General features: G+C 61.7%; 11 protein-coding genes. All 11 read right to left on the minus strand.

The genetic code is table 11. From position 1 onward, the window contains the following. Positions 1-37: 37 nt before the first annotated feature. Positions 38-985, minus strand: a complete 948-nt coding sequence (locus NZ453_RS08145; RefSeq protein ID WP_263770014.1) for an ABC transporter permease — start codon at positions 983-985, stop codon at positions 38-40. 10 nt (positions 986-995) lie between these two features. Then, on the minus strand, positions 996-2045 hold the full coding sequence (locus tag NZ453_RS08150) for an ABC transporter permease (RefSeq protein ID WP_263770016.1): 1050 nt from the start codon (positions 2043-2045) through the stop codon (positions 996-998). Continuing rightward, positions 2042-3592: a sugar ABC transporter ATP-binding protein gene (locus NZ453_RS08155; protein WP_263770017.1), complete on the minus strand. Its 1551-nt coding sequence runs from the start codon at positions 3590-3592 to the stop codon at positions 2042-2044. Before NZ453_RS08155 ends, NZ453_RS08150 begins: the two co-directional genes overlap by 4 nt. Before the next feature lie 129 nt (positions 3593-3721). After that, positions 3722-4840, minus strand: coding sequence for a substrate-binding domain-containing protein (locus NZ453_RS08160; protein WP_263770018.1), 1119 nt, complete (start codon positions 4838-4840; stop codon positions 3722-3724). 743 nt (positions 4841-5583) lie between these two features. Then, on the minus strand, positions 5584-6669 hold the full coding sequence (locus NZ453_RS08165; protein WP_263770019.1) for an AbrB family transcriptional regulator: 1086 nt from the start codon (positions 6667-6669) through the stop codon (positions 5584-5586). A 269-nt stretch (positions 6670-6938) separates the two neighbouring features. After that, on the minus strand, positions 6939-9014 hold the full coding sequence (locus tag NZ453_RS08170) for an amylo-alpha-1,6-glucosidase (RefSeq protein WP_263770020.1): 2076 nt from the start codon (positions 9012-9014) through the stop codon (positions 6939-6941). Then, a complete protein-coding gene (treZ, locus tag NZ453_RS08175; RefSeq protein ID WP_263770021.1) occupies positions 9007-10974 on the minus strand; it encodes a malto-oligosyltrehalose trehalohydrolase in 1968 nt (655 codons plus the stop codon). Before treZ ends, NZ453_RS08170 begins: the two co-directional genes overlap by 8 nt. A gap of 247 nt (positions 10975-11221) precedes the next feature. Further along, a complete protein-coding gene (locus tag NZ453_RS08180) occupies positions 11222-12607 on the minus strand; it encodes an efflux transporter outer membrane subunit (RefSeq protein WP_263770023.1) in 1386 nt (461 codons plus the stop codon). Next, positions 12607-15765 carry an efflux RND transporter permease subunit gene (locus tag NZ453_RS08185; RefSeq protein ID WP_263770024.1) on the minus strand — a complete coding sequence of 1053 codons (3159 nt, stop codon included), beginning with the start codon at positions 15763-15765 and terminating at the stop codon, positions 12607-12609. Before NZ453_RS08185 ends, NZ453_RS08180 begins: the two co-directional genes overlap by 1 nt. Before the next feature lie 8 nt (positions 15766-15773). Next, positions 15774-17027, minus strand: coding sequence for an efflux RND transporter periplasmic adaptor subunit (locus NZ453_RS08190; RefSeq protein ID WP_263770026.1), 1254 nt, complete (start codon positions 17025-17027; stop codon positions 15774-15776). Between the two features lie 421 nt (positions 17028-17448). Further along, a complete protein-coding gene (locus tag NZ453_RS08195; RefSeq protein WP_338051153.1) occupies positions 17449-18393 on the minus strand; it encodes an integron integrase in 945 nt (314 codons plus the stop codon). Between the last annotated feature and the right edge of the window lie 132 nt (positions 18394-18525).

Genomic DNA, 18525 nt, shown 5'->3' on the forward strand with positions numbered 1-18525 from the left:
TGCAAAACGCTCGATCATCGCCGGCCGCATCCTGGAATCATGCCTTGCGGCGATAAACAAGAAGCATGGTGAGAATGACAAAGCCATACACGATTTGCCGTATGGCCTCGCTCATCTGCATGATCGACAATACCGAGTTCAGAAAAACGACAACCAGCACGCCTGCGACGGTTCCCCGGTACTTGCCGCTGCCGCCAAGAATATTGGCCCCCCCGATCACCACCGCCGCGATGGCCGGTAACGCGTAAAGATCGCCCATGCCCTGGTACGCCTTCGCGGAATATCCGGCGAGCATGAGCCCCGCGAGTGCCGTCAGCAGGCCGCAAAGGATAAAACTCACGACGATCACACGTTTATTCGGAATGCCGGACAGATACGCGGCCGCTTCGCTGTTGCCGACGATGTATAGCGAGCGGCCGAACGGTGTGCGCGTGAGCACCGTCGAGACGCAGACGGAGACAAGCGTCCAGACCAGCAATGCGACCGGAATTCCCATCAGCGTCCCGGCTCCGAGGAAGCGCATCAACTCGGTCGCCTGGCTCTGCGGCGACGTCCCGCCGGTCATGGCCACCATCGACCCCTGCAGGACGGCGTTCACCGCCAGCGTGAAAATCATTGATGGCAAGCGCAGGTAAGCAACACCGACCCCGTTGACCAGGCCAACCACGGCGCCGAGCGAAAGGCCGAGCAGGATGGCCCAAGGGCCGCCAACCGCGGTCGCCAGCATGGCGGCCGTCGTCAGCGTCCATGGCACTGACAAGTCGATATGGCCGATGAGAATAACGATCATCATTCCGGCTGCCACGACGCCCAGGAAGGAGCCGATCTGCAACTGTTGCATCAGATAGGACGGTGATAACAGCGTTGCCGTGCCCTGCGCGACCAGCGTGTATATCGTTCCGACGGCGAGAATCAGGACCACAAAGGCCGAGGCGATATAGACGGGCCGATCGGCCGAGTTCCACTTGGCCACCGTTATACGCATGCGCATATCCTCATCTATACAAGTCCAAGCGGTTTTTCACCCGCAGCAAGCGCGTGGCCGACACCGATATCGCAGCCAGCAGGATCGTGCCTTCCACCAGCGGCTGAATCAGCGGTTCGATCTCAAAAATACGGAAGTTGAAGGCGATCACGCGCAGGATGAGCGCGCCGAAAACGGAACCCAGCATGCCGCCGACTCCACCTGTCAGCACCGCTCCGCCAATCACGACGGCGGCGATTGAGGCCAGGGTATAGGTACCCGCCTGCGGCAGGTCGGCGTTGCCCGATAACGTTTGCATCGCCAGGAAAACGCCGGCGCATCCGGCGAGCATTCCCGATACGGCGAACGCGGCGATCTTCGCTCGTGGCACCGGCAGGCCTGACATGAAGGCAGCGGTTTCCGACGACCCGACAGCGACGATCGAACGGCCGGTGACGGTCCTCTGAAATGGAATCCAGAGCGCGCCAGCGGCAAACACGAGGAGCATTGGAGTTGGCAAGTTCCCCAGCACGCTCAAGTTGTCGGTCACCCCCTGCGAAACCAAACCGCTCTCGACCAGCGAGTCGAGCAGGCTGCCGGTGAGCAGCAGCGAGAGCGTTTCGCTGATTTCGCCGCCCGGGAAGGGGCGCAGAAGCAAGGCCAGGCCCAGGGCAATAGCGCTCGTTGCTAGGGTCGCGATGATCGGTTGGATGCGGCCGTAGACAACGATGACACCATTCATCACTCCGAACGCCGTGCTGACGAGAATGCACGCCGCCAGCCCCAGACTCACCTCCTGGGCATTGCCCGAAAGCACATGGCTGGCCAGGCAGTTGGTCATCGTCATTACGGCGCCCACCGAAAGGTCGATGCCGCCGATCAGGACGGGTACCGTTTGTGCCATGGCGGCAAGTACGAGTGCAACCGATTCGTTCGCGTTCTGCCCGACGACCTGAGCGGTGAATCCGTTGGGGTGGTGGACGTGGTAGGCGAGGTAGAGGAGCGCGAAGATGGCGCCGGCGGTAATTGTGCCGACGCGCTGCCGTATCGCCAACCCTAGCTTGAATCGATGGGTTGTCATGTGCTTTCCATTTCCTTGGAACGGGCGACTCCGTTGCCCAGATTCAAAGCGTGGCTCACGAGAGCCTGTTCGGTCAGGCTCTCGCCGGACAGCGTCGCCACGATCCGGCCGTCGTACATGACTTCCACCCGGTCGCAGCAACCGATGAGTTCGTCATAGTCCGAGGAGTACATCACCACCGTGGCCCCCGCGTCGGCCAGGGCCCGCAGGAGTTGGTAGATCTCCTGCTTCGTGCCGACGTCGATGCCACGAGTCGGGTCATTGAGCAGAATGATCTCGGGCTCGATCATCAACCATTTCGCGATGACGACCTTTTGCTGGTTGCCCCCCGACAAAGTCCACGCCGGGTCGCTGGGGTCACCAATCTTGATACGTAAACGGCGAATGGCTTCGTTTACCGTGTCCCGTGCCTTCTCTTCGCTGATGAACGGGCCGCGGCAAACGCGATCCAACGATGTGGATATCAGATTGTCGGCGACCGACATCGCGAGCATCAGGCCTTCCGTCTTGCGGTCTTCGGGAATCATCGCGATGCGGTCCCTAGCGTTTTTCGCTTCCTGCGGCGAGTTGATCCCGGCTGCTTGTGCGCCTATCCGTACCGACCCGGTCACACCCTTCAGTACGCCGAACAGCGCCAGCAGCAATTGGGTTTGGCCTTGCCCATCCAGCCCGCCGAGTCCGACGATTTCTCCTTTGCCGGCGGTGAATGACAGGTCGCGCAAGGCACCATTGCCCCAGGAGAGCCCGCTGACTTCAAGAAATGGCGGAACCGTTTTCGGCGCCGGTTTGGTTGGGTATTGCGTAGTGATTTCGCGGCCGATCATCATTTCGACGATTTCGGCCTCGTCATGCTCGCCTCTGTCGAATGAAGCGACATGGCTTCCGTTGCGGAATACCGACAGTCTATCGGCCAGGATCTCGATCTCGTGCATGCGATGCGAAACGTATAGGATCGACAGGTTCTGCGCGCGAAGGCCGTGCAGCACCTCGAAAAACAGCTCAACGTCCCTATGCGTCAACGCCGACGTCGCTTCGTCGAGAATGAGCAACTCGGGCTCCTTGCCCAGGGCCTTGGCGATCTCGACCATCTGCCTTCGCGACAACGACAGCTCGCCGACCCGGCTGCGCGGATCGATATCTGCACAGCCAATCCTTGCCAGCAGTGATTCGGCCAGCCGGATCTGCGCCTTGGTATCGATCAGGCCGTATCTGCGTGGTGGCCTGGCAATCGAAATATTCTCGGCGACGGACAGGTGCGGCATCAGCGACAGTTCTTGGAAAACGCAAACGACGCCGGCTTCGTTCGCCGCGCGTGGGGTCGAAAAAGCGATTTCCCGGTCGTTCAGCGTGATGCGCCCTGAGTCGCGTGGCACGACGCCGGAAACGACTTTGATCAACGTCGACTTGCCGGCGCCGTTCTCGCCGAGCAAGGCGTGTATGCGCCCCTTGTGCACCGCAAGATCGACGTTGTTGAGCGCGGTAATTCCCCCGTAACGCTTCGTTACGCCCTGCAAACACAGGTGTGGAACGCGATTCTCGATTGCCATTGGCGGTGATCCGTTAGGCTGTCCGGCGGCTCGACGCCTTGGCGCGTCAATTGAACTCGCAACAGTTATGGGCACGGCAGCCTCCTACGTGTTGTTGCGCCGTGCCCACGGCGGAAGTGGACTTGGCAACTAATCGTTCTTTTCGTCCTTGGCCATGATTTCAGGCGCGGTAATAGTGATTCCGCACGGCGGGTAATCGCTGGCCGCGAACATATTGTCGTCCAATCCGGACCAGTAGTTCTCGCCGTCCTTGAGCGTCTTGTACGTTGCACTTGGTACGGGAACCGAGATCAGTTGAGGCATCGCGTTGCCTTGTAGCGCCGCAATCGCTGCCTTCATCGCGACCGCGACCAGCGCCGGCGATTGCCCGTTGCTCATGCCGAGGAGGCCTTCTCCGGCGTACTTGACGATCTGCTTGCGGAATCCGTTTTCGGCTTCACCGACGATGGGAACCATCGGATGCTTGGAGTCGAGCATGGCACGCACGATGCCTGTCGATCCGCCTTGGGTAAATATCGCATCGAAATGCTTATGGACGGCGATCGCATCGGCGGCAACTTTCTGCCCAGTGCCCTCGTCCCAATTGCCGACCACCTGCACGATGTCGAATTTTCCGTTCTTTGCGAGTACCTCACGAAAACCGACAGAGCGATCTCGATCGGTGGCATTACCAGGGAGACCTCGAACTTCGAGAATCTTGCCGGACTTCTTGTCGCCCAGTTGGTCAACGATCCATTGACCGGCCATGCGCCCGATTTCCAGCTGATTCTCATTGACCTGCATCACCTTGTCTGTATCAAGAACGTTGTCGAACGGCACCAGCACGACGTTCTTCTTGTTGGCCAAGCGAATGACGCGATCGAAACCTTTCGGGGAAACGGCGATCGTCACGATGGCGTCGTAGCCTTGATTGATGAAGTCCTCGATTGCCCCAAGCTGCGTCGCCGCGTCGGTGCCCGTTGAAATGACCTTGAATTGCTTGATGTTCTCCTTGAAGCCCGGCTTTTCCGCGATCGCTTTGGCGGTCTTCACCATCTGAATACGCCAGAGGTTACCCACGTAACCGTTGACCAGAGCGATACGATACGGGCCAGACTTCTTCTCCCACTGGAAATGCTTGGTTTGAGCGCTCCACGGTTGGAAACACGTGGCGTCGAATCCCGGACCGGGCACGACTTTAGGGTCGGCCCAAGCGCTCGGCGATGCGAAAACGGCGGCGCACACGGCAAACATGATTGTCTGTTTCATCTTTCGCTTCCTCCTCTGTGTAGTGTCTGGCTAGGCTTTGAGCTTGCCCTCGGTTGCGTGGAGTCTGGAACGCCGTGGCATCGTTTCCCGCGTGAGGCTCGACCGCTCCATGGGAGTCGTATGCAACCCAGACTAAAGGTAGCCCAGGCGTCGGGGGAATGTAAGGCGCATCTCCGCCAAGTCGACTGCGGACATCCGTAGTGATGTTCGGAGAACTTGCGGATAAGGTATTGCGCGGACCGATAGCTGCGGCGCTTACTCGCTTACTCCTCGATTATCCGTTTGACATGTATTGTCGTTCGCATCTTCACCTTGCGTTCGACCCGATCGCTACGACTCCTTCACAAGCTCAGAGGAAAAGTGCGTCGCTCAGTGGAAGTCTCCGCTGCCCGTCGCGAGCTGTGCCGAACCGAACAGATCGCGAGGCACGTGCCTTTGAGCGGAAAATGTTTGGCGCGGTGGAAAAGCTAACTTGTGGCGAATGAAGCTTGTGAGGGCGGCGGAGTTCTCGCTGTCGCGGACGGCGGATGCCGGGCCGATGCCTACGGCTCTGGCGCGTTCGCGCAGAGCCGCGCCCACGCTGCGGCAAGCGCCTGCCACGGAAAACCGCAGCCGGTCAGCCGGGTATGGCGGGGTAATACTTGGGAGGGCGCTGCCCTAAGAGCCCGGCTCTGGGCGATTGGCCTTAGGGACTGGGGACGGCCAACCTCGCCCTCTTTCCGGCTTGCCGCGTCATGCGCGACTTAGAGTCGGTCGGTGATGAACCGCGCCAGTGCCGGCCCGGTGAATACGACCATCACCAGCCGAGCCGTTTGGAACGCCATCACGAAGGGAACGTTTACGTCGGAGGCGGTGGCGATGATCGCCACCGAGTCTAGCCCGCCGGGGCTGGTGGCGAGATAAGCGGTCAATGGGTCAACGCCGGCGAGCAGGGTCAGGGCGACCGCGATCGCGGCGCAAACGCCGATCAAGCAGAAAATCGACACGATCATCGACGGCAGCGCTTTTGCCGCCTGGCTGAGGGCCTGCCGATTGAAACGCAGGCCGATGCTCCAACCGAGGACCGCGTAGGTCGGTGCCAGTATCCAGGGCGGCAGAACGATCGTCACCAAGCCGCTGATCTGGGCTGCAGAGGCGACGATCAGCGGCAGCAGAATGCCGCCGCCGGGCAGCTTGAAGCGTTGCGCGATGAGCGAGGCGCTGACAGCGATGGCCAACGTATACAGGAGCTGGTCCCATGGCACGGTGGCTAAGAGGTTGTCGTAGATGCCAGGTGTGGTGGCCCCGGTCGGACCGATCCACAGGCGCGAGATGACCGTGGCGATCACGGTCACCATCACAACCCGCAAGTACTGCATGATGGCCACAAGGCGCATGTCGGCTCCATGGGCGTCCGACATGAAGGTCATGATCGCCGCGCCGCCCGGTGAAGACCCCCAGACCGCGGTGGCCCCGGGGAGCACCTGCTTCTTCGCGAGCACCCATCCCATGCCGGCACACAAGAGAATGACAACCAGCGTGACCGAGACGAACAGCACCCAGTCGTCGTGCAAGGATGCGAGGCTCGCGGGCGTCATGCTGCGTGCGACAAGACAGCCGACGATTCCTTGCGCGATGATGAAAGCTTTGCGCGTAATCTGTGGAGCACCTCCGCCGAGAGCGACGAGAATCGCCGCAAACATCGCCCCGAGCAAGAGGGCGGCCGGCAGATGAATGAGGTCGAGCAGACCGGCGAAAACGAGAGATAGGACGAGGAGAAGGCTCCAGAGCGTGACGGCGGGGCGACCTTCCAGCGGGGCGCGGGCGGGCTTGTTGTCTTTGTGTTCCATGGGTCAGGGGCGGCGAGAGCGCGATCGGTACGGGCGACGATATTCTTGTTCTTGTTGGCGGAGGCTCGGCTGCAATAGCTTTGTCCGGCAGTGCGAAATCAGGTGCGGACCCCGGCATTATATCGGGTGAACCCGCGACCGATGAGGGTTCGTTCTTTTTCATGCTCGGGATGGCGTGCTGCATTCCGCAGTTATTTGCGTACCACCGCGCGGGCATGCTCGGCAAAAGGCGGGAAGCAAGCCGGGCCACGCTACCGGGGCCCGGATCTTCAGGGCGAGGTTGATTGAGGCGTTGCGTCGGCCCGATACTCCTTGCATGCGGCGAGTTGCCGCAACACTTCGCCAATACTCCACGCTTGGGCGATGCATCCGCGAGGGGTGTGCGGGGGTTCCGCGTCGAAAATCTCCGCGATGGAACCGACGCCGAACTCATCGAGGTGTGCGATGAGCGGCTGTAGCCAACGACCGGATTCACCCTTCGCTTCAGGGTGGACTTTGCGCCAGGCATCGAGCCACGGACCGATGAGCCATGCCCACACGGTCCCTTGGTGGTAAGCCGCGTCCCGTTGCCGCAGGTTGCCAAAGTACTGCGGGGCGTAATGTTCGCTGCCTGGGGCCAGGCTGCGCAGCCCGTAGGGCGTCACCAGGCGCTCCTCGACGACCTTCAGCACGGTACTCCAGCGCGACTGGTCCAACACCGGGTTGGGCAGTGAGACGGCGAACACTTGGTTGGGGCGGCATTCCGTGCTGTCGCCGTCGGGCCCGTCGACGACGTCGTACAGGTAGCCACCGGCCTCGTACCAGAACCGCCGATTGAACGACTCACGCACCTTGCGTGCTTCGCCGGCCCAGCGTTCGGCGCGCGCTTCCTGCCCCAAACGCCGCGACCAGGCGCTCAACACGCTGAGCGCGTTGTGCCACAGTGCGTTGATCTCCACCGCCTTGCCGCGCCGCGGGGTCACCACCCAGCCGTCGCACTTGGCGTCCATCCACGTCAGTTGATAGCCTTCGGAACCTTGGTGCAACAGACCGTCCTCGGGATCGACGCCGATGTTGAAGCGCGTCCCGGCGAGGTGTTTCTCGGCAATGTCGGTCATCGTCGGCAACAGGCGCGTCAGCAACGTGTCATCGCCGGTGAGCGTGTAATAACGGTCGAGGGCGTGAAAGAACCACAACGTCGCGTCGGCCGTGTGGTACAGCCCCTCGTTGCTGCCGTCGGGAAACATGTTCGGAAGCAGCCCGTCGCGCACGTAGTGGGCAAAGGTGCGCAGGATGCCGGCGGCCTCGCGGATGCGGCCGGTGGAAAGGGTCAACCCCTCCAGGCTGATCATCGTGTCGCGGCCCCAGTCCGTGAACCAGTGATAACCGGCGATGATGCTGCGCATCTCGTCGCCTTCGGCAACGGCACGCGCGGCATCCCGGCGGCGGCCGACAGGCGTGATCACGAACTGGTCGGCGGCGAGGACGAGCTGCGCCGCGGCGCCTTGCCGCAATAACTCGGGAGCGGCCACGAGCAACTTGCGCCGGCGTTCGTGTTCGGCCGCCAGTGCTTCGTCGGGGCTCAATGCGAACATCGTGTCAGTGCTCTCGGTTGACGCGACGATGGCCGCCGTTTGTTGCGGCGCCAGGCGGAACGAGAACAGGCCCGGGCTCCACAGTCGTCCTTCGTGGCCGTAGCCGCGGTTTTCTTCCATGCGGTAATGGCGCTCGGTGAGTTCGCATTCGTTGTGAATGAACGAGCTTTCCTCGCCACAAATCCACAGCCGCAACACGGCAGGGCCGTTATCGCAGGCGACCTCGTAGGTTTCGCCGAGCGTCAGCCGGTACCCGGGCTGCAGCGATTCGGTGACATCATTCTCGTAATGGCGAAAGTGCATCGCAGGGCGCAGTTCGAGGCGCATCGGCGCATCGCCTTTGGTGAGGCGGTACGCGATCACCACGGTGTTCTGTCGGTAGGGCATGACCACGCGCTTTTCGAGCGTAGCGCCGTCGAGATCGAATTCCCAAACCGGCAATCCGCCTTCGAGACGGAAATCACGCAGCCGTTCGACGCCAGGGAGCGCCAGGCGCCGCCCCGACAATTCCTCCCCGCTCAATTGCACTCGGGCACCATTGGCCGGCGTGACGTACTCGGCGAGATGGTTGAGCATCACGGTACGCCCGAGCGGATTGGGCAACGCGGAGACGAGCAGGCCGTGATATTTGCGGGTGGCCAGCCCCGGCAGACTGCTTGACGCGTAGCCGCCAATACCGTTGGTAACGAGCCATTCCCGTTCGGTCAGCGCCGCGGGAGATGTCTTCAAGATCGGCAGGGAATGGACGACGGACTGCAATGGATCAGTCATGATCTTCCTTTCCTATGGGTTGAGGAATGAGCACAAGCGCGGTTTCGCCCTGCACACGCCAGTTTTCGCGCGGTCTGGGGGCGTCGCGGTTGGGGACGCGGCGGTTCGCTTCTGCCGCCTCCGGCGGCAACGTTCCGACGCCGCCATAAGCTGGATCCTGGCTCGACCACGCGACGTGCCAGCACGAATCGGCGGGTGGCGCCAACAACGGTTCCGGCGACGGATCGAGGTGCAGAGTCGGCCCGAGATTGACGATCAGGAGCCGGTCGTTCCCGTCCTCTCCGAAGAACCGGAGCACGAAGGCGTTAGCGTCAAGAACGGCGCCGTCTACGCCGCCCTGTCGTTGTGCCGAAAAGCAGGCGTCTTCTCGCCGCAGGTGCAGGAGATCCTTGTGCAGTTGCCAAATCTCGCGGTGTCCCGGAAGAACCCGTTCGCCATGGTCGAGTTTGCAGCGCTCAAAGGTCGTGGGCTCACTGGGTGGGGCGATCAACGCTGTCATCTCCGGCAACGCGAGATTGGGAAACTCGGCGAGTGATTCGCGCCGCCCTTTGTCGACGATGCGGGCGAGTTCCGGATGGTGATCGGCGAAGAATAGGAAGGGTGCCGAGGCACTGAATTCCTGGCCCTGGAAGAGCATCGGGGTCTGTGGGCCGAGCAGAAGGAGGGCGGTCAGCGCGCGCCAGCGGCCTGGGCTTGCCAGTTCGTGCGGCCGGCGCCCGCCCGCGGCATTGGCGACCTGGTCGTGATTGGCGAGAAAGTGCACGAAGCGGGCCGGTTCAAGATCGAAGGCCGGGCGGCCCCGCCGCTGGTATTGCCAGCGATACCACTGTCCCTGGTAAAGGAAACCGTACTTGGCGGCGGAGACAAACTCTTGCGCGCTGCCGCGGTAGTCGGTGAAGTAGGCCTCATCCTGTCCAGTGAGCGTGACCATCGCGGCGTGATGCCAGTCGTCGTTCCACATCATGTCCAGGCCGTAACCGCCGGCGGCGGGCGGGCGCACGAGTTGTGCATGTTGCGGCTCGTTTTCGTTGACAACGATTGTCCTGCGACCGCGCGCCGCCGCGCGCACGCGATTTCCGATCTCTTCGAGAATGTGCGGTTTCGAGTCGTCGTAGATAGCTTGCGTCGCGTCGAGGCGAAGACCGTCGAGGTGAAACTCGTCGATCCAATAGGCCGCATTGGCCAGAAAAAACTCCCGGACAGGCTGGCTATTCGGTCCGTCGAAGCAGGGCGTATCGCCCCAGTCGCTATGGTGTCGGCCGCAGTAATACACGTCGGCGTAATCGCGCAGGTAGCAACCGTCGGGACCGAAGTGGTTGTACACGACATCGAGCAGGATGCCGATGCCGAGGCTGTGCGCTGTGTCGACGAAACGGCGAAAGTCGTCCGGGGCTCCGTAGGCGTGAAACGGTGCGAAGTACCCGACCCCGTCGTAGCCCCAACCGAAACGGCCCGGAAACTCGGCCACCGGCATGACCTCGACGGCGGTCACTCCGAGTTCGGCAAGTGGCGACAATTGTTCCAGCGCCGCCTGCCACGTTCCTACTCGGGTAAATGTACCGACATGCATTTCGTACACGACCTGGCCGGTTAGCGGCAACCCTGGCCATGCGCCGTCCGACCATGGGAACGCCAGCGGATCGACGACCTGTGACGGCCCGTGCGGACCCTCCGGCTGGTACCGCGAGGCCGGGTCCGGCCGGGAGTCCAAATCATCCAGGCGGAAACGGTAAAACGTGCCGGGACCGGCCTCGGTCACCAGACCGTTGAAGTAACCGTCGGCATCACGCGCAAGCTCCTTCTCCGTCGGCGCGCCTGCAAGGCTTTCGAGTACGACCCACACCCGCTGCCGTTTGGGCGCCCAAACGCGGAAATGCACGCCGCCTCCAGGCTGCGGTTCGGCCCCGACGGCGTAGCGTCTTTCGATGCGATGCTCAACAGGAATTTCATGGCCGCGCATGATTTGCCTCGTGCGTGACGGCGCGAGGCTTCTCCTTCCTTTCGGGCTTCATGTCGAGCGCACCGGCAACCCGCATTCCCGAAATGCCGGTTATCGAGCGGATCGAGACGAGTGGCGTGGAGCTGTGAAGTAAGCGGGGGGCGACCGTGAAACGGTCGCCCGGTACCTTCATCCTGCCGGCCGCCGATACGGGGCTACCTGCAAGCTCCGACTTTATGCATTAGCAGGCGGGCGGGGCCTTAACCCCTTAACCACCACCGAGTGCTTTGAACAGGCTTATGCGGTTGCTTTGCTCGGTGAGCTGCAACGTGATCAGGCTTTTCTGCGCGGTGTAGAGCGAGCGCTGAGAGTCGAGGACGTTCAAGTAACTGTCGGCGCCCGAGCGGTAGCGTTCGGTCGCCAAACGCAGGCTTGTTGCGTAGGCGTCGACTTCGGCTTTTTGTGCGCCCAGCCGGTCGTTGAGCGTACGGCGCTCGGCGAGTGCGTCGGCGACTTCGCGAAACGCCGTCTGGATCGTTTTCTCGTAAGTGGCGATTTGCACATCACGTGTCTTTTCGGCAACGGAGAGCGCCGCGCTCAGTTTTCCGGCGTTGAAGATCGGTAACGTCAGCGTCGGAATGAAGGACCAGGCACGGGTACCGGCGTCGAAGAGATTGCTCAGGCTGCTGCTCGCTGTCCCGAGGGTGCCCGTGAGGGTGATGGAGGGGAAGAACGCGGCGCGCGCCGCGCCGATGTCGGCGTAGGAACCGATCAAGGTGTGCTCGGCGGACACGATGTCCGGACGCTGGAGCAGGACCGAAGACGATAATCCGACCGGCACATCGACTAGGGCCACCGTGTCCGCCACCCCCCCGTTTGCTGCGCTCGGCAACAATTCTGTGGGGACGGTAGTTCCGGCCAGAAGATCGAGTGCATTCCGTGCCTTGTCGACGAGAGCGACATAATTCGCGACGTCGCCGCGTGCCGATTCCGTCGAAGCTTGGGCCTGCGCGACGGTAAGGCGCGAAGTTCCGCCGAGCGCCTGTTGTTTGCGAGTGAGCTCCAGCGTGGCTTCGCGGCTCTCCAGCGTATCCCGCGCGAGCTTGAGCAAGCTCTGATTGGACGCGAGTGTCAGCCAGGCATTGCTGACCTCTGCAATGAGCGATGTACGTACGCTGCGCTGCGTTGACTCGGTTGCCAGAAAGTCCTGCAGCGCGGCATCCCGCAGGTTGGCGATGCGGCCGAAGAAGTCAATCTCGTACGACGTTATTCCCACACCGACGCTGTACTTGCGTGTGATCGATCCCTCGTAACGCGCCGAGTTGCCGCTAGCGGTAGCGTTCAGCGCCGGATAACGCGCGGCATCCTCGATTTGATATTGCGCGCGGGCCTTTTCGATATTCAGAGCGGCGATGCGCAGATCCCGATTGTTGGTCAGCGCCAGTTCGATCGCTCGTTGCAGGCGCTCTTCGGCGACGAGGCGCCGCCATTCGAGCTGGCCGGTGATATCGGCGGCTGGTGCAGACGCCGGCGTCTGGCGGTCGACGGTAGCCGGAACGGGAAGTTCAGGACGAGCATAGTCGGGTGCCAGATTGGCGCACCCAACAAGCAAAGCCGCGCAGAGCAGGGCGAGGGGTGTAACGGCGGGACGCATCAGAGATCTCCTTCGGCATTGGCAACCGTCAGGCGGTCGGACACCTGGGGCGTACGGCGCCGCTCGAATAATCGGCACACGAGAACGAAGAACAGCGGTACGAAAATGAGCCCGAGGACCGTGGCGGTTGCCATGCCGCCTAGAACGCCTGTGCCGATGGCTCGGCGACTCGCCGAGCCGGCGCCCGTGCTGAAGGCCAGCGGCAGAACGCCGAACATGAAGGCGAGAGAAGTCATCAGGATCGGGCGTAGCCGCAGGCGAACGGCTTCGAGCGTGGCATCGACGAGCGATTTGCCCTGCTCGCGCAACGCCTTGGCGAACTCGACGATGAGGATGGCGTTCTTCGCCGAGAGGCCGACCGTGGTTAGCAGCCCGATCTGGAAATAGACGTCGTTCTCGAGGCCGGCGAGCCAAGTCGCGAGGACGGCGCCAATGACGCCGAGGGGTACGACGAGCAGCACCGAGAACGGCACCGTCCAGCTCTCATACAGCGCGGCGAGACAGAGGAAGACGAAGAGTATCGAGATGGCGTAAAGCGCCGGCGCCTGCGAACCCGCCAGCCGTTCCTGATACGACTGGCCGGCCCATTCGTAGCTGATGCCGGGCGGCAGTTGCTTGATGATTTCCTCGACGGCGGCCATCGCGTCGCCGGAACTGACCCCTTGGGCCGCCGAGCCAACAATCTCGTAGGACGAGATGCCGCTATAGCGCTCCAGGCGTGGGGATCCGTAGGTCCAGCTAGTACTCGAGAAGGTTGAAAAGGGCACCATCTCGCCGAGAGAATTGCGCACATGCCATTGTCCGAGATCCTCCGGCTTCATGCGGAACGCAGAATCGCCCTGCACGTACACCTTCTTAACGCGAGAGCGGTCGATGAAGTCATTGACGTAAGTCCCTCCGAGCGCGGACGACAGCGTGCTGTTCACGTCGCTGGTCGCTAGCTTCAGCGCCGATGCCTTGCGATCATCGATATTCACCGAGAACTGCGCCACGTCTTCCAGACCGCTTTGGCGTACCTGCGCCAGCCGTTTGTCCTCGCGAGCCAGCTTCATGAACTGTTCGCGCGCCTTGACCAGCGCGTCATGGCCGTTACCGGCAAGATCCTGCAACTCGACCGTGAAACCCGCGCTCGAGCCGAGGCCGCGAATGAGTGCCGGAAGAATGATGAAGACGCGCGCATCGCGTATCTGGCCCAAGTCGGCGGTCATCTTGCGCGCGAGCGATGCCGCATCCTGCCCCTTGCCCTTGCGTTCGCTCCAGTCCTTCAGTTTGATGAAGCCGTTGGCCGAGGCCTGATCGCCGTTTATGCCGACGACGGTCATGAAGTCGGTCACCTCGCTCTGTTTCGCCAGATAGCTTTCGACCTGACGCAGCACGGCATCGGTGCGGGCGTATGACGATCCGGATGGCAACTGGACCGATATCATCAGCCGGCCCTGATCTTCCTCCGGCAGGAACGATGTGGGCAGTTTGACAAAGGAGACGCCGAGTACGCCCAGGATCAATGCGTAGATCAGCATGAAACGCTTGCTACGCCGCAAAATGCCGGACACACCCTTTTCGTAACGTGTGCCGCTACTGACGAACGATCGGTTGAACCAGGCGAAGAAGCGCTGGATCGGGCCATGCGGCGTGGCGTCCTCATGGTGATCGACGTCCGAGAGACGCAACAGCGACGCGCATAAGGCAGGCGTCAGTGTCATGGCCACGAAAACGGAAAGCAGCATCGACGCAACAATGGTGATCGAGAACTGGCGATAGATGACGCCGGTTGAGCCGCCGAAGAAAGCCATCGGGATGAACACCGCCGAGAGCACCAAGGCGATGCCGACCAGCGCGCCGGTGATTTCTTTCATCGACTCGCGCGTCGCTTCGCGCGCTTCCAGCTTGCGTTCGGTCATCAGCCGCTCAACGTTCTCCACAACGACGATCGCATCGTCGACCAGCAGGCCAATGGCGAGCACCATGCCGAACATGGTCAGCGTGTTGATCGAGTAGCCGAACGCCGCGAGTACGCCGAAGGTGCCGAGCAGCACGACCGGTACGGTGATCGCCGGAATCAGTGTCGCACGCAGGTTCTGCATGAACAGGTACATCACGGCGACAACGAGGACGACGGCTTCGACCAGCGTGATTACTACCTCCTCGATCGAGACCTTGACGAATGGCGTCGTGTCGTAGGGAACGACCGAGTGCATCTGGTTCGGGAAATACGGTTCAAGTTCCGCGATCTTGGCTTTCACGGCATCGGCGACGCCGAGCGCGTTCGCACCGTCGGCGAGCAGGATGGCCATGCCGGTCGTGGGCTTGCCGTTGAGACGGCCGACGACCGAGTAGTTGTCGGCGCCAAGCTCGACGCGAGCGACGTCAGAGAGACGGATCACCGTACCGTCACTTGATGACTTGATCACCACGTTCTTGAACTCATCGACCGTCGTCAGGCGGCTGCGCGCCGAGACCGTCGCGTTGATCAGCTGCTCGGAGGGTGCCGGCAATGCACCAAGCTGCCCGGCTGAAATTTGCGTGTTCTGCGCCGTCAGTGCCGTGGTAATGTCGGACGGTATCAGTGAATACTTTTCCAGCTTGCCCGGATCGAGCCAGATGCGCATCGCATAGCCGGAGCCGTAAGTCTGCACTTCGCCGACGCCATCGATGCGGCTGACGACGTCAACGAGGTTGGACGAAATATAGTCGCCGATATCCACCGAGGTCACGGTGGGGTCGTCGGAAACCAGGGAAACGACGAGCAGGTTGTCGTCGCCGGACTTGGTGACCGTAACGCCCTGGTTCTGCACGGCTTGGGGCAAGCGCGACATCGCCTGCTGCACCTTGTTCTGCACCTGCATCAGCGCTACGTCGGAATTCGTACCGGCCGCGAAGCTGAGTGTGACGCGGGCGCGGCCGCTGGAGGTACTGTTCGACGACATCGATTGCAGGTGGTCGAGTCCTTTCATCTGCTGCTCAATGACCTGCGTGACGGAGTCCTCCACGGTCTTCGCCGACGCGCCGTTGTAGGAGGCTGAGACCGAAACCTGCGGCGGCGCGATGTCCGGGTATTGTTCGAGCGACAGCTGGTGGATCGACAGCGCGCCGCCGATCATGATGAGGATGGCGATGACCCAAGCGAAGATGGGCCGGTCGATAAAGAAGCGGGACATGAGCTCTCCTACTTCGTTGCGACCGTTGTGGGGGGGGGCGTCGCCGCGGTTTTCGACGACGAATCCCCGGAGGGCGCGATGTTGCCGGCAGCCGCCTTTACATCGACAACGCGGACGTTCTGGCCGGGGCGAACCTTGCCGGAACCTTCGACGATTACCCGCTCACCGGCTTTCAACCCCTCGGTCACGCGCCAATTCGTGCCGATCGCTTCTGCAACGACCACTTTGCGCTGCTCAACCTTGTTTTCCGGGGTAACAACTAGCGCCGTGGCTTTGCCGGTGTTGTCACGGCCAATGCCGGGTTGCGGCACCAGCAGCGCTTCGGGGTCTGTACCGTTGTCGAGACGTGCGCGCACGTACATGCCGGGCATCAGCAGACGTTCGGGGTTCGGCACCAGCGCGCGCAAGGTGACAGCGCCCGTGGTTGTATTGACCGTGACGCCGGTAAATTGCAACTTGCCTTCGTGTGCGTAGGTGCTGCCGTCCTCAAGAACGACCAGGATGCGCGCTGTGTCGCCATCGCTCTTGAGCGCGCCGCTGGCCAGAGCCTTGCGCAGTTGTAGCACTTCGAGGCTGGACTGCGGAACGTCAATATAGATCGGGTCGAGCTGTTGCACGGTCGTCAGCGCGGTTTCCTGGTTCGCCGTTACGAGCGCGCCCGGCGTGACCGACGATTCTTCAACGCGGCCGGTGATCGGCGACGAGATCCGGGTCCGTTCCAAGTTGATCGTTGCCGTGTCCAGCGCGGCTCTTGCGGCCGCGAGATCGGCTTCGGCTTGCTGCAAGCTCGCCTGTGCGTCTTCGTTATCCTGTTGGCTGATTGCGTCGATCGCGAGCAGTTCTGTCTGGCGCTTTGCCTTGAGGCGCGCTGCGTTGAGCGTTGCCTCGGCTCGCTGCACGCTCGCTTTCGCGCTCGCATACGCCGCCTGGTAGCTCGCTGGGTCGATTTGATAAAGCAGTTCCCCTGCCTTGACGAGAGCCCCTTCGGTGAAGCTGCGTTTCTGAATGATTCCACCGACTTGGGGACGGATCTGGGCGACCATGTACGCCGACGTGCGTCCCGACAACTCCTTGCTCAGCGTCAAGGGTTGTGTGGAAAGCGTGACCACCCCAACTTCTGGTAGTGGCGGGGTACCCCCCGTGGCCGATTGGCTCTCGGTACAGCCGATGAGAAAGACGGCAGAGCCGAACGCGATACAGAGAGCGGCAATTGGTGCCGTTGCACGGGTGCGGGGCGATAGGCAATAGCGGACAGCCTTCAAGGTGGGCTCCTTTGTAAGTTCAATCGGCAGTCCGTAAGCAAACGCAGCGCAAGAGCCTCTGTCGTAAGAAAAGCCCGGAATGTTGGCGGCGCGGCAGAACGCGATACGCCGCGACACGGTGAGTCGCTTTAGCGGACAGTCGCCGTTATGGCTTCAGCGGCGTAACGGGCTCTATTTTCCGGAGGCGGCAATTCAGAAAGATTTCGCGCCGGCGTGGAAGGATTGCAAATTGTTTCAGCCGGTGTGGGCGCAGGAATGGGACGGGGCGGTTGGCAGCGGAGTGCGGATGCGGGACTTTACTCATATGCCAACACATACGGGCCGCGGGGTTGGTGTTTCGGCTAGGGCGCCACAAGGTCTGCAGACCACCAGGAAGCGGACCCACAGACCCGCTACCGAACCATCCTCACGCTTTTCCTAGTTACAACGAATCGAAAGGGCTGATTACCGACCTAGTTAATTGGTGAACGTGCGTATAAATCATCGTCGTCTGCAAGCTGCGATGGCCTAACAACAGCTGTATGGTTCGAATATCCGTCCCCGCAGCTAACAAGTGCGTCGCAAAGCTATGGCGTAAGCAATGGATACTCGCGTGCTTGGTAATCCCCGCCCGTCGGATGGCCTGCTTAAAGGCCCGCTGAATCGTCGAGTCCGACGTGTGCCAGCGGGCCTGACGCCCACTGGAACCCCAGGGCCGCAAGCTCGCCGACGGAAAGGCGTATTGCCAGGCGAGCGAAGCCGAAGCGGTTGGATACTTCCTGACCAAGGCATCCGGCATCGAGGCGAGCCCCGCGCCCTTGGCCGTATCGTCTCGATGCAGGGTAGCAATGCGCAGCAAATGCTGTTGCAATGGAGAAACCAGCCGGACCGGCAACACCGTCGTCCGGTCCTTGCTCCCTTTACTGTTGCGGATCGACAGCGTACGTGACGCCAAATCGATATCCTTGACCCGCAAGCTGACGCATTCATGAATGCGCCGACCGGCCCCATAAATCAGCTCCGCCATCAGCCGCGCCGTTCCTTGCATTTGAGCGAGCGTACTCCTCACTTCATCCGTGGTGAGGACGACCGGAACCCGAAGGCGTCGCTGCACGCGCTGCAGATTCCCCTGGCGGCCCAGCGGATGGTTCAGCACCTCGCCGTAGAGAAAAACGATCGCGTTTAGCGCCTGGGACTGCGTCGACGCTGAGACATGGCGCACCGCCGCCAGATAATTGAGGAAGGCTTCAACTTCACCTGGCCCCATGTCTTTGGGATGGCGCTTCCCGTGGAACAGCACAAACTGCCTCACCCAATACCGATAGGCGCTCTCGGTGCTACGACTGAAGTGACGGCGCAGGCAAACAATCGACAGAAGGTCCAGCAGGCGGGGGCTTCCGGTGGGGTTGTCACTCCATGAGTGTCACTCCTTTAGCAAGTAAAAACCACAAGCATACCGGCGTCCTGCCGCCAGGGAAGAAATCCACAGGCGTCCGGCATATTGGAGTTGTTATACTGA

This window comes from Propionivibrio soli, assembly GCF_025770765.1.
GTDB lineage: Bacteria > Pseudomonadota > Gammaproteobacteria > Burkholderiales > Rhodocyclaceae > Propionivibrio > Propionivibrio soli.

Coding starts and splice junctions, on each gene's coding strand:
- NZ453_RS08170 (WP_263770020.1), bottom strand. CDS start 9,014: ATGACTGATCCATTGCAGTCCGTCGTCCATTCCCTGCCGATCTTGAAG.
- NZ453_RS08160 (WP_263770018.1), bottom strand. CDS start 4,840: ATGAAACAGACAATCATGTTTGCCGTGTGCGCCGCCGTTTTCGCATCG.
- NZ453_RS08150 (WP_263770016.1), bottom strand. CDS start 2,045: ATGACAACCCATCGATTCAAGCTAGGGTTGGCGATACGGCAGCGCGTC.
- NZ453_RS08165 (WP_263770019.1), bottom strand. CDS start 6,669: ATGGAACACAAAGACAACAAGCCCGCCCGCGCCCCGCTGGAAGGTCGC.
- NZ453_RS08155 (WP_263770017.1), bottom strand. CDS start 3,592: ATGGCAATCGAGAATCGCGTTCCACACCTGTGTTTGCAGGGCGTAACG.
- treZ (WP_263770021.1), bottom strand. CDS start 10,974: ATGCGCGGCCATGAAATTCCTGTTGAGCATCGCATCGAAAGACGCTAC.
- NZ453_RS08180 (WP_263770023.1), bottom strand. CDS start 12,607: ATGCGTCCCGCCGTTACACCCCTCGCCCTGCTCTGCGCGGCTTTGCTT.
- NZ453_RS08185 (WP_263770024.1), bottom strand. CDS start 15,765: ATGTCCCGCTTCTTTATCGACCGGCCCATCTTCGCTTGGGTCATCGCC.
- NZ453_RS08145 (WP_263770014.1), bottom strand. CDS start 985: ATGCGTATAACGGTGGCCAAGTGGAACTCGGCCGATCGGCCCGTCTAT.